Annotated in this window: 14 protein-coding genes; all 14 read left to right on the top strand. The window is 49.4% G+C overall.

Annotation, left to right across the window (positions count from 1 at the left end; all coding sequences use genetic code 11):
- Window positions 1-35 precede the first annotated feature (35 nt).
- Window positions 36-653: a phosphoribosylanthranilate isomerase gene (locus tag VIS48_01335; protein ID HEY9164781.1), complete on the top strand. Its 618-nt coding sequence runs from the start codon at window positions 36-38 to the stop codon at window positions 651-653.
- A gap of 119 nt (window positions 654-772) precedes the next feature.
- Window positions 773-1,996 (top strand): tryptophan synthase subunit beta, encoded by a 1,224-nt coding sequence (trpB, locus tag VIS48_01330; protein ID HEY9164780.1) that lies wholly within the window; start codon window positions 773-775, stop codon window positions 1,994-1,996.
- A gap of 725 nt (window positions 1,997-2,721) precedes the next feature.
- Window positions 2,722-3,834, top strand: a complete 1,113-nt coding sequence (locus VIS48_01325; GenBank protein HEY9164779.1) for a DNA methyltransferase — start codon at window positions 2,722-2,724, stop codon at window positions 3,832-3,834.
- Between the two features lie 6 nt (window positions 3,835-3,840).
- Window positions 3,841-6,402 (top strand): hypothetical protein, encoded by a 2,562-nt coding sequence (locus VIS48_01320; GenBank protein ID HEY9164778.1) that lies wholly within the window; start codon window positions 3,841-3,843, stop codon window positions 6,400-6,402.
- Window positions 6,399-7,460, top strand: a complete 1,062-nt coding sequence (locus VIS48_01315; GenBank protein ID HEY9164777.1) for a hypothetical protein — start codon at window positions 6,399-6,401, stop codon at window positions 7,458-7,460. Before VIS48_01320 ends, VIS48_01315 begins: the two co-directional genes overlap by 4 nt.
- 445 nt (window positions 7,461-7,905) lie before the next feature.
- On the top strand, window positions 7,906-8,337 hold the full coding sequence (locus VIS48_01310; protein ID HEY9164776.1) for an NADH-quinone oxidoreductase subunit A: 432 nt from the start codon (window positions 7,906-7,908) through the stop codon (window positions 8,335-8,337).
- Window positions 8,337-8,855, top strand: coding sequence for an NADH-quinone oxidoreductase subunit NuoB (nuoB, locus tag VIS48_01305; GenBank protein ID HEY9164775.1), 519 nt, complete (start codon window positions 8,337-8,339; stop codon window positions 8,853-8,855). Before VIS48_01310 ends, nuoB begins: the two co-directional genes overlap by 1 nt.
- A gap of 4 nt (window positions 8,856-8,859) precedes the next feature.
- Window positions 8,860-9,339 carry an NADH-quinone oxidoreductase subunit C gene (locus VIS48_01300; protein ID HEY9164774.1) on the top strand — a complete coding sequence of 160 codons (480 nt, stop codon included), beginning with the start codon at window positions 8,860-8,862 and terminating at the stop codon, window positions 9,337-9,339.
- A 128-nt stretch (window positions 9,340-9,467) separates the two neighbouring features.
- Window positions 9,468-10,586 carry an NADH-quinone oxidoreductase subunit D gene (locus VIS48_01295; protein ID HEY9164773.1) on the top strand — a complete coding sequence of 373 codons (1,119 nt, stop codon included), beginning with the start codon at window positions 9,468-9,470 and terminating at the stop codon, window positions 10,584-10,586.
- Between the two features lie 75 nt (window positions 10,587-10,661).
- Window positions 10,662-11,687, top strand: coding sequence for an NADH-quinone oxidoreductase subunit NuoH (gene nuoH / locus VIS48_01290; protein ID HEY9164772.1), 1,026 nt, complete (start codon window positions 10,662-10,664; stop codon window positions 11,685-11,687).
- Between the two features lie 14 nt (window positions 11,688-11,701).
- Window positions 11,702-12,373 carry an NADH-quinone oxidoreductase subunit I gene (locus VIS48_01285; protein ID HEY9164771.1) on the top strand — a complete coding sequence of 224 codons (672 nt, stop codon included), beginning with the start codon at window positions 11,702-11,704 and terminating at the stop codon, window positions 12,371-12,373.
- Window position 12,374: 1 nt separating this feature from the next.
- Window positions 12,375-12,902 carry an NADH-quinone oxidoreductase subunit J gene (locus tag VIS48_01280; protein ID HEY9164770.1) on the top strand — a complete coding sequence of 176 codons (528 nt, stop codon included), beginning with the start codon at window positions 12,375-12,377 and terminating at the stop codon, window positions 12,900-12,902.
- Window positions 12,902-13,216 carry an NADH-quinone oxidoreductase subunit NuoK gene (gene nuoK / locus VIS48_01275; protein HEY9164769.1) on the top strand — a complete coding sequence of 105 codons (315 nt, stop codon included), beginning with the start codon at window positions 12,902-12,904 and terminating at the stop codon, window positions 13,214-13,216. The genes VIS48_01280 and nuoK overlap by 1 nt, the downstream gene beginning before the upstream one ends.
- 111 nt (window positions 13,217-13,327) lie before the next feature.
- Window positions 13,328-15,424: an NADH-quinone oxidoreductase subunit L gene (nuoL, locus tag VIS48_01270; GenBank protein ID HEY9164768.1), complete on the top strand. Its 2,097-nt coding sequence runs from the start codon at window positions 13,328-13,330 to the stop codon at window positions 15,422-15,424.

Raw genomic sequence — 15,424 nt, 5'->3', positions numbered from 1 at the left:
TTCTATCCTTTTGAAGTTTGACATTTGAGGATTAATTGTTCGTCAAGATCTGTGGAATAACAAATATCAAAGACGCTTATGCGTGTGTTGAATATCAAGCCGATGCCATTGGCTTGAACTTCTATACAAGGAGCAAAAGGTACATTCAATTCGATGATGCAGCCGCCATCGTTAGGGAAGTGTCACCGTATGTGAACACCGTCGGAATCCTAGTCGAGCCCACACTTGAAGATATCGCCCTGGCATTCGAGGCGACAGAAGTGGACGCTGTGCAGGTTTACGATCCGAATTTCGATCTCGGCGATTTCAAGTTCAAGAAATCTTTGTATTGCGCGGTCCGTGTCAAAGAATCTGCAGATGTAACTGCGGCGTCGAGGCTTGGCGCTGACCTTGTCTTTCTCGATACGTACGTCCCGGGTGAATACGGGGGGACAGGCGTGCGCTCGAACTGGGACAAAATAGCAGAGAGTGGGGTCGACCTGTCGATGAAGTTCGTCATCTCCGGCGGTCTGAGCGATTCGAACGTGTGCCAGGCAATATTGAAACTCAGGCCATACGGCGTCGACACCGCATCGGGTGTTGAAATATCACCCCGACAAAAGGATCACGCGAAGATTAAGAAGTTTGTCTCGGACGCCAAGGAATGCGGATGATGCAAGCGGGTGTGACACGGTTGGAAACCCGGGAAGCCACGCGCGAACTGGCGCTATTCGCCGATGCGCGTTGGGACGTAGTGTGAATTTTATTCTCTTATTTGATCATGGGAAATCAGATGGAAGATCTTAAGAAAAAGATAGACGAATATTATAAGCTGCCCGATTCCGCGGGACACTTTGGTATTTATGGTGGCTCATTTGTGCCCGAGACACTCGTGAAGGCCGCGGCAGAACTGGACGAAGCTTTCGAATCGCTTAAGAATGATCCGGATTTCGACAAGGAGTATAACTACCTCCTTCAGAACTACGCGGGGAGACCGACTCCCATTTATTTTGCGGAACGCATGAGTGCGAAATACGGGTCGAGATTTTATCTGAAGCGCGAAGACCTTCTTCATACAGGCGCGCACAAGATCAACAACACGATCGGTCAGGCTCTCCTCGCGAAAAAGCTCGGTAAGAAAAGGATAATCGCGGAAACGGGGGCAGGACAGCATGGAGTGGCGACCGCAACGGTCTGCGCGCTGCTTGGACTAAACTGCATCGTCTATATGGGCGAAGAGGACATGCACCGTCAGGAGCCGAATGTATTTAAGATGAGATTACTCGGTGCGGAAGTCGTCCCGGTCACCATCGGTACGAAGACCCTCAAAGAAGCGACGAGTGAAGCCATTCGAGACTGGGTTACAAATGTCCGCGACACGTTTTATATAATCGGCTCGGTCGTCGGTATGCATCCCTATCCGAAATTGGTCAGACACTTTCAGACTGTGATAGGCCGCGAATCGAAGAAACAGTTCAGAGAGACATACGGCAAATTGCCGGACTTTGTGATTGCATGTGTCGGTGGTGGCAGCAACTCGATAGGTATTTTTTATGATTTCGTCAGGGATATTCCGTCGGTGAGACTTGTCGGTGTGGAGGCCGCAGGCGAAGGACTGGATACCGGAAAGACTGCCGCGTCGCTCTCGCTGGGCAAGCCCGGCGTGCTTCATGGCTCGATGCAATACCTTTTGCAGGATGAAAATGGCAATGTCCTGAACGCGTACTCGATTTCAGCCGGACTCGACTATCCCGGAGTCGGGCCGGAGCATTCTTACCTGAAGGACTCCGGATTGGTGAAATACGAATCCGTGACAGATGATGAAGCACTCGACTCGTTCAAGAAGCTCTCTCAACTCGAGGGAATAATACCTGCGCTGGAATCCGCGCACGCGGTTGCTTACGCCTGCAAGCTCGCTCGAGGTGAAGGGAAAGGAAAAGATGTACTGATCAATCTTTCAGGTAGAGGTGACAAAGATATGTACAGCGTGGCGAAGAGATTGAAGCTTGACGGATAGCAACGCGCACCGAAGTCTCTGAAACTCTTCGGAGATGTCCGCTGAGTGCATGCGGGCATGGCAAGTGAAGAGATAGAAGCGCAAGGCTTTTTTCCAACATCAGTCATTCCGGAACGTAATTAGCGGGAATCTCGAGGGGCGGGCGCGAGCTGCCCGCTACAAGCATGCGGGCATGACGGGGAGTGCAGGTGTGGGAGTTGAGAAAGAAAAAGGATAGGAGGACAAGATGGCAGAATTCTCGAGGCAAGGCGCATCAATGTATTCTGAGCGCGGGGCATTGCATCTTGCTTGACAGCAATTGCACGATGGAGGCTATACAAAGCACTCGGGCATTTGCAGGGCGATCTCCAATCGAAAGTTATCAAGCGCTCCATATCAATCGAGAATGCGCAAAATCAACTGCAAAGGGCCACATTGCATCATTCTTCTTTTCTTATGAAATTAGAGCGGTTCTGCGGGCGTTGGTGTCTGCGGCGACTATGAGCGGCAAGCCGGAAGTAGGCATTTTATTAGGGTGCTAACAGGACTGTCGCGAGCTTGTCCAGGGAACGCCGCGCTGTCCATCATCAATCCTCAGCGGACACACTTGCTGTGATATTTTTCGAATCATACGTTCTTCTTTGTGTTTAGTGAGAACTAAGCACACGTTTACATTTACCGGATACGTCTAAGCGAATCGCCTCGAAAGAGAGATGAAGCCAATGAGGAAACTTATAAAGTGACTTATGAGAAACGACGGATCGCGTAGACCCACACTGAGTGACTGGAGCGGAAGCGCACTCACAAAAGAATCATCTTTACACCAGCTATCGCCCTACATCGGAAAGATGAAGTCGTCGATGGCGGGAAGTTTGATTGAAGAATTCACTAAGGTGGGAGAACTGCTTTATGATCCCTTCTGTGGATCTGGTACGGTTCTTTTGGAGGGCTGGTTGAAGCGAAGAAACGTTGTTGGAGTAGATCGAAATCCGTACGCAGTCACACTGGGGAGAGGGAAGCTCTTTCCGCCTGACACTCTGGAAGATGCTCACTCAACGCTTGACAGGATGGAAAGAAGAATCGATAAGATGAAACTCTCCGTAGATTTGCGAATAATTCCCACTTGGGTGAGGTCTTTTTTCCATCCTGAAACTCTGAGAGAAGTTATGGCATGGAGAAAAGCGCTGAACAAGAATGACTTTCTGCTCTCGTGCCTCTTAGGGATTCTCCACCACCAAAGGCCAGGCTTTTTGTCCTTTCCCAGCAGCCACACTGTTCCGTACCTAAGAAAGAAAAAATATCCTCCCTCGAAATATCCTAAGCTTTATGACCAGCGGCATGTAATGGAACGCCTTTGGAAGAAGGTGGAGCGTGCTCTTAAACGGGTTCCAGAACTGGACTTCAGCTTGTCGAGACAATGTGAGTTAGGAGATGCCCGAAGCTTTTCGCCGAGTCGTAAGGTCAATGCAATTATTACCAGTCCGCCTTACATGCGGCAATTGGATTACGCGCGTGACAACAGGCTCAGGCTCTGGTTGGTCGGGTACTCCGATTGGAAGGAACTGGATAACTTGATTTCACCGCGTGAGGGTGAGTTTGTCTCCTTGATGAAACACTCGCTGGCATATTGGCACGAGATTATCACACCGCGTGGCTACTGTATTTTAGTGCTGGGGGACTCCTATAGTCGCTCATATGGCATGACTTTGCCTGATCTTGTCCTAGAAATAGCTAAGAAGGATGTTTCAGGGTACAGATTAGTTTATCGGCAGACTGATGAAATACCAGCTGATCGAAGAGTGAGAAGACGCTATTCAGGTAACAAAACTGAGACAATAATTGTCTTGCGGAAAGCGTAGATCAAGATGATTGAGACTGAGTCAGCCGACGACGCTTACGTTGGGACTAAGCTCAACGAGACCTATACGATAGCGAAGTTCATCAATAGGGGTGGTATTGGAAAGATCTATTTAGCAGAAGGCCTCACGCAAAACGACCGGCTTGCGTGTAAGGTGATTGCGGAAGGAGATCTAAGGTACGGTTGGGAACGAGAGCTGGAGAAGGTCATCCTACTCAGGGGGGTCCCCAATGTCGTTCCCTACCACGCGCATGGTTCAAACTTTGACAAGAACAACAGGCCTTTTTATTGGATCCTTTGGGACTATATCCCGGGGCTCAATCTAAGGGAATATCTGGCCGCGCCCAGTTGGCCGCTTGATTTGGCTTTCGTCGAAGAAATTCTAAAGACAATTCTCAAGGTTCTTCACGCGTGTAAAGCAGTTCGTATCAGCCATGGTGATCTCCATGAGGGGAACATCCTTATTCGAGACCCAGATCAGCGAATTCCCAACAGCCCTAAGACGATTTGGATCTCGGACTTCGGATACGGTGGATCACACAATAAGGTCGTGCCGAAGGACGATTTTCGTCAATTGTTCTCGATCACGGCGAGTCTTATGGGCAGGTTGGAGCAGGCGGATCTCGATGCGAGAGATAAGTTAATGCTGCAGAAATTGTACGGCTTTATCAACAAGAGACTGCTGGAAGTGGATGCAACGCAGGGTGCCTATGAGGGTAATGTTGAGTTGCTTCTAAATGAACTTGAAGCGCTCGCTATTGATGCCGATCGAGAATCGGCTGCGGCATCGAAGAAGGAAGACATCAAAACTCCTGGGGATTATCTATTTGCCGAAGCGTTAGGTTATAGAGTCGAGGAATGGAAGGATCTGTTTGTTCCTGAGTTTCCCGCCGCCGAAGACTTATTGAGTAGAAACAACGTTGTGCTAACCGGTGCGCGCGGATGCGGAAAGACAATGTCCTTTAGACGGCTTACAGTATTCATGGACAAAGTGATTGGAGAGCCATCCAAAGTTGAAGGCTCAGATCAATTTGTGGGATTCTATCTTAATTGTCGGGAGTTTGTTGAGGCTTTCCCTTGGCTTCCGAAGAAAATTGGACCAGCCATCGAGCAACAGTTGATTCAGTACTTCCACTTAGCATGGCTATCTGAAGTGACGAAGACTATGGGGCAGTTCGGAATTGAACAGATTGAGAAGTACGACTGGCTGAATTTATTTATGTCAAGAAGCTTCGGGAATAGGTACGCAACTTTGCCGGAGAATGCGAACGTTCTGAACCACGTGAGAGCTTTTATTGAAAATGAAAAAGAGCGATGCAGAATTACAAAATTTGGAAAGTATCAAGGAATACAGAATTGGCCGCTTGCTAGACTTGATTTCTTGGACCTGCTTCAAGCACAATTGGAGGCCAATGCTCGTTGGGTAGGAGAAAAGCCCATGTATATGTTCCTTGACGATTACACTATTCCCACAGTTGTTAAGGATGTTCAGAAAGCATTGAATCCGATTATCTTCAAACGTCGCAGCAAATTGTTTTTCAAGGTTTCAACGGAATCATCCAATAGTTTTTCAAGGGAGGGTTTACAGGGGAAGCCACTCGAGCTACATCAAGATTTTGAGTTGATAGATCTTGCGACCGAAAGCATTCACCAGGATCCACAATCGAAGGCGAAATTTCTTGAAAGGATCTTCAAGCCACGAATCGATCGCCACCCCAGTCTGAAGGGAAAGAGTTTGGGCCTCCGGAACGTACTGGGGAAAATGTCAATTTCAAACAATGAGTTGGCATTTCTTATGAGGGAAGCAACCCAGAGGGGAAAGAAGAAGACAATCCATTACCATGGATTTGAGGCATTCATAGGCATGTGGTCGAGTGATGTCAGAATAATGATTCAAATGTTGGTTGATATTCTTCGGGAGGCGAATGGAAACCTAAGGGAGGGCAAGACCAAAGTAGACTCTGAGATCCAGGATCGGGTTTTTCGGTCCGCTGGCGGCGAACTCCTTACTTTTATTGAGTCTGTCAGAGACCCGACACTCTGGGAAAAGGGACCTTCTTCTACCAAGATAGGTGAACCATTCGGAGTTCAGTTGAAGAACATAGTGGAAGCTTTTGTGAACGTCTCAAGGTACGAGATGACTCAGGGTCCACTTGTTTCAAATCAAGGTAGGATGAATCCTAAACAGGCATTTAGGTTGGAAATAATTGATAAGTTCGATCTCAACTCCGCTTCCATTCCTTTCTATGAAGGGCTTGTTCGATGGCACGTCTTTTTGCAAGACTGGCGCGGGAAAAGCGTGAGAGGAATGATGACACCACGACTTTATTTGAACAGAGTCCTGATTCCTTTTTCGAAGCTAACCTTCTCTAGCCACGACCACATCCATTTGAATAATCAACAATTCCAGCAGTTGTTGGTCAATCCTAATGAGTTCTTCGACGCTTGGAAACGACACAAAAAGAGGAAAGGATCACATGGGAAGGCACATTCCGGCAAAGATATGAAGAAGCGCTCGCCTCAACTTGAGATCGCTGGTTTGCAATTGTCGAAGAAGAAAAGAAAATGAATTTGCCAGCATTGCTTGCCGCTACCACGGACTTTTCAAAACTCAACAGGCTTTTTATCGGTGCTTACGGCTTCGAGGACCGCGCGCTCGGGTGGCCTAAACTGGCGAAGGATCATGCCATCCCTCTAAACAGTGCCATCATGTTTAGGTATATACATGCAAAAGGGAAGAATCGAGTAAACGAAGTCAAGGATATTCTCTCAAGTCTGGGCTGTTCCCAAATCGGTGAAATCAAATATGATGTGCTGAGTCCGATGGGTATAGAGGACACGATCGGGGAGAAATTGGCAGCCGTCCTCCAAGATGTTGAAGAGATTATCGTTGACATTACCGCTATGACTAAATTCCTAATTTTGGTTCTTTTGTGCGGTCTTGCCCCTTATGAGAAGACCTTAAGGATTATTTATTCAGAAGCTGAGGAATATGCCCCTTCAGAAAGCGAATACACAAAATCCAGATCCGAGATGGGTCTAATCGCGAAGTTTCCAAGTCGCGGATCGGAATCAATCTTGAGAGCAAGATGCTTGAGCAGCATTAGGATGCAGGGTCAACCCGTCACAATGGTGGCTTTTACTTCTTTCAATGAGCAACTCGTTAGACATATGCTGGGAACATTAACGCCGCACAGGCTCATCTTCCTGAACGGTCGACCTGCGAGGGCAGACTTCAAATGGCGTGAGCTGGCAACACAGGAAATTCACTCCAAGCTCATCGAGCAATATTCGGTTGACAATCCGTTAGATGAAGAAGGCAGGTTGACGAGGACAGTGAGCACTTTGGATTATCGTGAGACGGTTCAAGTGCTCAAGAATGTCTATGATGTATACGGCTTTCATGAACGGCTAATCATCGCCGCGACAGGAGGTAAGATGCAGACTGTTGGACTGTACCTTCATAAGATGATCCATCCAGATACTCACGTTGAATATCCCACTCCTGACAGCTACTACGTCACTGGGATGAGCAAAGGAATCAGAATGGTTCACGAGGTGGGTTTTCAAAACTTCTCTTCGTCGTTGAGAGAGTTAAGAGAGTCGAACAGTCTCAAATCGTCTTAGCGGTTGGTGTGAAGCCTTGCTGCGCGACACAAAGAGGTACTTACTTGAAAATAGTTCTCGTTGTCGTTACTCTCCGCAATGCTAATGACTACAAAACGTCATGATCGGAAGAGAAAATGTCTGGCCTCAAAGTGGTGGACTCAATTTCAATTCTTAGTGTCACCCCGAACACTGGATAGGAACATTCCGGTACGGGCGTGCTTCGGGCTCTAGAAATAAATGATGATCCAAGTTAAGCATGATGCATTGCGATAAGTTGAGTCACTACCGCCCTCAAATGTTGCCAAAGGATTCCGATATAGATAGCGATGTGGTTGTGTGTCGTCGAAATTGTTTAGAGTAAGTCTCGATCCAGGAACTTTAATATCTTTGTTGCTGCCTGACCTTCCTTGACTTTCCTTCCATCGAGGTTTAAATTGAACGCGAAAATTTTTCGGAGTTGTTAATGCTCTCTCAGTTCGGGATAATACTTCTCTTCTTGATCGTTGCAGCGATGTTCGTTGCCGTTGCCATTTTTGCTGCGGGACTGCTGAGGCCACACAGACCAAGCGCGGAGAAACTCACTACATATGAGTGTGGTGAAGAACCGGTTGGCGAGAGCTGGGTAAAGTTTAACGTCAGGTATTATGTAATCGCCCTCATCTTTCTCATATTCGATGTTGAAGTCGTGTTCCTGTTTCCGTGGGCGCTCGTCTACCAGAAACTCGGGATGTTCGCGTTCGTAGAGATGATGATTTTTCTGGCCGTGCTCGTAGCCGGTTACATATACGTTTGGGTGAAGGGCGATCTCGATTGGGACAAACCACATCCGCGCTACATCGATTATGTGCGGAGCAGGACGACGGAGGCAACTTCCGTCCATGCCGGAGTGAAATAATGGGATTGCTCGATAAACAGTTCGAAGACGGTAATATTGTAATCACTTCTCTGGATAATCTTCTCAACTGGGCGCGGCTCTCTTCGCTGTGGCAGATGCACTTCGGTCTCGCGTGCTGTGCGATAGAAATGATGGCCGCCTCAGCGTCGCACTTCGATATAATGCGGTTCGGGGTCATCCCGCGCGCGACGCCTCGCCAGGCCGATGTTATTATTATTTCGGGCACTGTGACGCTGAAAATGGCGACACGAATCAAGAGACTCTATGAACAGATGGCCGAGCCGCGATACGTGATCTCGATGGGTTCGTGTTCGAATTGCGGCGGACCGTACTGGGAGCATGGTTACCATGTCCTGAAGGGTGTGGACCGAGTGATACCGGTGGACGTCTATGTGCCGGGATGCCCTCCTCGCCCTGAAGCACTCCTCGAAGGATTAATGAAACTCCAGGATAAGATACGACGTGAGAGCAGGGTGAGACCGAAGACTACACCTACTGAAACCGTGAAGGCGGCCTGAGTCGATGAACGCGTCCGAGATACACGACAAATTAAAAGGGAAATTTCCCGACGGGATTGTCGAGTTTAAATCTGAAGGTGTCATACAGCCGTTTATATACGTCCGTCCCGACCTCATCCAGGATATTTCGAGGTTTGTTGCAGCAGATGAATCGCTGAAGCTGGACTACCTGATGTGTCTGTCAGGAGTCGACTTCAACGACGGGAATCTCGGGGTCGTATACCACCTCGCTTCAATGTCACACAAGCACAAGATTGTTTTGAAAGTAAAAGTTACGAAAGACAAGCCTGAGGTCCCTTCCGTCGAATCTATCTGGAAGACGGCCAACTGGCACGAGCGGGAAGCTTTCGACCTTTATGGAATTACTTTTATCGATCATCCCGATCTGAGGAGGATCTTGTTGCCGGACGATTGGCAGGGCTATCCCCTAAGGAAGGATTACAAAGTACAGGAATATTATCAGGGAATGAAAGTGCCATACTGAATGGCAGCAGAAGGCACTTCCATTAGAATCGAAAATTGGCGGCGACGCAAGTCTTTGATGCCGCCCGCATATCCCCCCGAGCGAGTAGCTGAACATATTTTTCTGATTAAGAAAATTTAGAGGTATAAATGGCAGAGCTGCGTACTGAAGAAATGGTCCTCAATATGGGACCGCAGCATCCTTCTACGCACGGCGTCCTCAGGGTACAGCTTGTCGTCGACGGCGAGGTGGTCGTCGATGCCGTACCACACATCGGGTACCTCCACCGGTGCTTCGAGAAACATGCCGAAGCGATGAATTACCAGCAGGTACTACCGTATTGCGACCGGATGGACTATCTCTCTTCAATGGGAAATGACTTCGGGTATGTTCTCGCTGTCGAAAAGCTTCTCAACGTTCAGATCCCCGAGCGGGTCGAGTACATCCGCGTCATAATGGCTGAGCTCCAGAGAATCGCGAGCCACCTGGTCGCGATCGGCACGTACGGCCTCGATATCGGTGCGTTCACCCCGTTTCTATATTGCTTCCGCGACCGCGAGATGATCCTGGATATTTTTGAAACGACCTGCGGCGCGAGGCTGCTCTACAATTATATGTGGCCGGGCGGGCTGTCGCATGATGTTCCTCCTGGTTTCGCCGAGAAAACCAAGGCGTTCATCAAGCACTTTCGGCCGACAATCAAAGAACTCAATGATCTTCTCAGCTATAACGAAATCTTCGTAAAACGCACGGCGAATGTGGGCGTCCTCCCGGCTGATGTCGCGATAAACTACGGTGCAAGCGGGCCCACCCTCAGAGGTTCGGGTGTGAAATGGGATCTTCGCAAGGACGATCCGTACTCGATCTACAACAAGTTCGATTTTGAAGTCGTGGTGGGAAAAGGAGATGTGGGAACGGTCGGCGATTGCTGGGACAGGTATATGGTACACGTTTGGGAAATGGAACAGAGTCTCAGGATAATTGAGCAGGCTATCGACGCTATACCCGACGGAAATGTTCAAGCGGCGATCCCGAAACGGATTCGACCCGCTGCCGGCGAGGTCTATGTGAGAAGCGAAACCGCTCGGGGTGAACTCGGTTACTACATCATCAGCGACGGATCGGGAAACCCATACCGGGTGAAGGCGCGCGGCCCATCTTTCGTTAATCTGAGTCTCCTTCCGGAAATCTCCAGAGGATATCTTATTGCCGACATGATAGCGATTATAGGGAGCGTCGATATAGTCCTCGGGGAGGTTGATAGGTAGAGCAAATGAATTTTGAATTGTCAGGAAATGGATTTCAAATTGAAAATATGAAATTGAAAATTCAAAATTACTTACATGCATAATTTCATTACATATTATTTGGGGACAGGATTCTGGGGATCGCTGATATCAAGCATCCTGCCTTTCGTTTGGATCTTGTCCTACGCCCTGGTGGCAATCTGGCTGGAGCTAAAAATCTCCGCACACATGCAGGACCGGCTCGGCCCGATGCGCACGGGTAAGTGGCACGGCTGGGCCCAACCACTGGCGGACATGACAAAACTTCTACAGAAGGAAGACATAATTCCTTCTGCAGCGGATAAGTTGCTCTACATTCTCGCGCCGATACTGGTGTTCATGGGTTCGTATGCAGCTTATGCCGCGATACCTTTCAGCCCGGCTTACATCGGCGCCGACATCAACCTCGGAGTTTTCTACATCATCGCCATAAGCGCGATCGTGGTGCTCGGAATACTGATGGCGGGATGGTCTTCGAATAACAAATGGTCCCTCCTCGGCGCAATGAGGACAGCGGCACAGCTTGTCAGCTACGAGATACCTTCGGCTCTAGCGGTGCTCGCAGTTGTAATGGTGGTCGGAAGTTTCAATCTGAATGACGTCTGCGAGGCGCAGCACGGATGGTTCTGGAATTGGTTTGTGTTCGGGAAATTTCCGTTTCTATTCATCACGTTCATTATTTATTTCATCGCGTCGCTCGCTGAAACGAATAGATCACCATTCGACATCCCAGAAGCTGAGTCTGAGCTGGTCGCCGGTTACCATACCGAGTACAGCGGAATGAGGTTCGCGATTTTTTATCTCGCCGAGTACGCGAACATGTTCACCGTTGCGGCCGTAGCGTCCGTCCTCTTTTTCGGCGGATGGAACAGCCCGTTCGGTACTTTCATGTCGGGTCCCGTGTGGGGCGCGTTCTGGCTCCTTTCAAAGGGAATGGTACTGATCTTCGTGCAGATGTGGCTCCGCTGGACCCTTCCGCGGTTTCGTGTTGATCAGCTAATGTATCTCAGCTGGAAGATCCTCACCCCGTTTGCGCTCGTAAATATTTTTGCAGTGGGTCTCTGGATGGTACTCGGCGGATAAATGGAGAACTCGAGATGAATTCGGTGGCAGAGTATTTTAAAAATATAGGAAAAGGTTTCTGGACGGTACTCATCGGAATGAAGATAACGATGAAACACCTCTTCACTCCGGCTGTAACGATTCAATATCCCGACGAGAGGATGGGCATCCCTGAGCGCGGGCGCAACAGGCTGTACGTCAACATGGACGACTGCATCGGCTGTGACCAGTGTGCGATGGCATGCCCGGTCAACTGCATCACGATCGAAACCGCAAAATCTCTTCCGACCGAGGATCTTGGTGTGACTTCCACGGGTCAGAAGAAACGCCTTTGGGTAACGAAATTCGACATCGATTTCGCGAAGTGTTGCTATTGTGGATTGTGCGTTCCGCCGTGTCCGACCGAATGCATCTACATGACAAGTGTTTACGAATTCTCTGAGTATGACAGGACAAATCTCAATTACAATTTTACGACGCTGACGGCTGAGGAGGCCTCATCCAAGCTGAAGCAAGCTCAAGAAGCGGAGCGGGAAGCGGCCGCAAAGAAAGCCGCCGCAGCTGCAGCGGCAGCGGCACAGAAAGCGGCTCAGGCAGCTCAACAGCCTGCTCCTCAAGCAACACCGCCTAGTCCAGCACCGGCACCTCAACCCGCTCCACCGGCACCGGATAAACCCGCCGATCAAAACGAAAATAAGACGAGTTGAAATGAACTGGTACGACCTCGTTTTCTATGCATTCGCTGCGCTGACGATCGTCAGCGCGGTGGGGGTTGTCTTTTCAAGAAATATTCTTTACGCCGCATTCGCGCTGCTGTTCGCTTTCTTCGGTGTTGCTGCGTTGTACGTTCTCCTCGCCGCCGACTTTATCGCGATAACGCAGATACTATTATACGTCGGCGGCATCATGGTTCTGATAATTTTCGGAGTTATGCTGACCTCGAGGGCGTACGATGTCGAGATGAAACGCGGCGTCCTCCAGACTATCCCGGCTGTCCTGATTGTTGGCGCCGTTGCGGGAACACTCGTCGGAATCCTGACCACGACAAAATGGCCGACCGTCAACATGGCACCATATGAAGAGACCGCAAGGCCGATCGGCGCACTGCTTATGACGCAGTTTGTCCTGCCGTTTGAACTCGCCTCAATCCTTCTTCTTGTCGCACTTATCGGTGCTGTAATCATTGCGCGGCGAGAGAAGCTCCCCAGAGTCTCGGGAGAAAGGAGGGCGCAGTAATGTCACTTCACGTCGGGCTTTACCACTTCCTTGTTGTCAGCGCGATCCTCTTTTCGCTCGGGATATATGGAGTGGTCTCGCGAAAAAACGCGATAATGGTTTTGATGGGAATAGAGCTGATACTCAATTCCGCGAACATAAATTTCGTCGCGTTTACAAGATACGGGATGATGAATTTAACCGGTCAGGTTATCGCAGTTTTTGTCATAATACTTGCGGCGGCTGAAGCTGCGATCCTCCTCGCGATCGTGCTCAACATTTTCCAGCAGCTAAACACAGTCAATGTCGACGATGTTGACAAACTCAAGAACTAGACGAGAGGACCGCTTGATTCTGAGTCTCGAAGTTGATGCGGTGAGATCAAGTAACTGCAGCATGAAATTTGTGATACCAGAATTGAAAATTAACAATTGAGAATTTGATTAATGTCTCCAATTGAAAGCACGCTGATAAACCTGGCGCTCGCGGTACTTCTTCTTCCGCTGGCGGGATTTGCTATGCTCATATTCTTCAGCAAAGCAATACCGCGACAGGACATCTTCGAGACGGGAATTATGTTTGTTGCTCTGGGGCTGTCCGTCTTTATAATGGTCGAAAAGGTTTTCTTGCTCGCTGTTCCGACCATCGATTTCACTTTGCGTTGGATCGACCTCAGCCCGGTCCTCGGCGTAAAGGGGTTCGTGCTTGATGTTGGAATCGCGATAGACAATTTGACGGCCATAATGCTCGTCGTCGTCACTTTGATAAGCGCACTTGTTCACATGTTCTCTCTCGCGTACATGCGGGGCGATGTTCGCTATTCAAGGTATTTTGCCTATCTCGGGCTCTTCAGTTTCTCAATGCTCGGCATCGTACTGGCGAACAACATACTGATGATGTACATCTTCTGGGAGCTTGTCGGGATCTGCTCATATCTTTTGATCGGTCACTGGTACGAGAAGAAATCTGCGAGCGATGCGGCGAAGAAAGCATTTATCGTCAACCGCATAGGCGATATGGGATTCTTCATCGGAATCATGATCCTCTTTACACAGCTTCATACCGTCCTGTTCAGAGATATTTTCAGCGGCATCGCGAGGGGTCAACTTTCGGGGACGTGGCTTACAGCGGCCGGGATTCTCATTTTCTGCGGGGCAGTCGGTAAGTCCGCCCAATTTCCTCTCCATGTTTGGCTCCCCGACGCGATGGAGGGCCCCACGCCGGTCAGCGCGTTGATCCACGCGGCTACGATGGTCGCAGCAGGCGTCTACCTGGTCGCCAGGGTCTACCCAATGCTTACCGGGGACGCGCTGACGGTGATCGCTTATATCGGCGTGACGACTGCCTTCATCAGCGCTACAATTGCTCTCACGCAGAACGATATCAAGAAAGTCCTGGCATATTCCACGATAAGCCAGCTCGGCTACATGATTATGGGACTCGGAGTGGGCGCGTACTCGGCCGGCTTCTTCCATTTGGTCACGCATGCCGCATTCAAAGCGGGATTGTTCCTCGGCTCCGGTTCGGTCATCTTCGCAATGCACCACGAGCAGGATATGAGGCAGATGGGCGGGCTGAGGAAGAAGATGCCCATAACTTATTTGTGCTTCGTGATCTTTACTCTTTCAATATCCGGTATACCGTTCACTTCAGGATTCCTGAGCAAGGACAGCATACTTGCGGGAACTCTTACTTACGGGTTCCTGACGGGAAATTACCTGATACCGGTCGTCGCGTACGGAGTCGTCTTCCTTACTGCAGCTTACATGTTCAGACTCCTTATCATGACGTTTCACGGTGAGCCGCGCGACCAGCAAAAGTTTGAGCACGCGAAGGAGTCGCCCGCTGTAATGACGATACCACTCGTCGTCCTTGCGTCACTGTCCCTTTTTGTTTTTTACAGCTTCAACCCGTTCAGTCCGGAAGATGGCTGGGTTATGAAGTCGGTCCCAAAACCTGCGACGATTGTGCCCGGTTATCAGAAATACCCGTGGGATTATTTGCAGCTTACGATTGTGGAGAACCACGCAGCGGGCGAGGCGAGTACTGTCACTCATACCAATCCCTACAATATCGTCCTTGAAAAGACGCATTTGCCGGGGATTGGACTCTCTTTGACGATGGCGCTTCTCGGGATTCTTGCCGCATTCCTCGTTTACCAGTGGAAGAAGATTGACGGGGAGAAACTGAAGCAGGGAGTCAGACCGGTTTACAATTTCCTTTTTAACAAATGGTATTTCGATGAGCTCTACGACTCGACCGTGATCGGCGGAACCCTTCTGATTAGCAGGATGTCTGCGTGGTTCGATTCTCACGTCATAGACGGGATTGTCGACGGCGCGGGTTCTGTTACCAGAAGCTGGTCCACTTTCAGTGGAAAGTTCGACAACGTGATCGTGGATGGTATCGTAAATTTTGTGGCGTGGATAACCGGCCTTTTCGGCGCGGGTATCCGAAAGATCCAGACCGGAAAGGTCCAGACTTACATCGTCTTCGCACTTCTTGGTGTGATAATTTTGTTCTTTGCTTTCAGGCAACTTTAA

Source organism: Candidatus Kryptoniota bacterium (assembly GCA_036567965.1).
In the GTDB taxonomy this organism is placed as follows: domain Bacteria; phylum Bacteroidota; class Ignavibacteria; order Kryptoniales; family JAKASW01; genus JAKASW01.
Note: the sequence above shows the minus strand (reverse complement) of the source record. Positions and strands in the feature narration are given on the sequence as shown.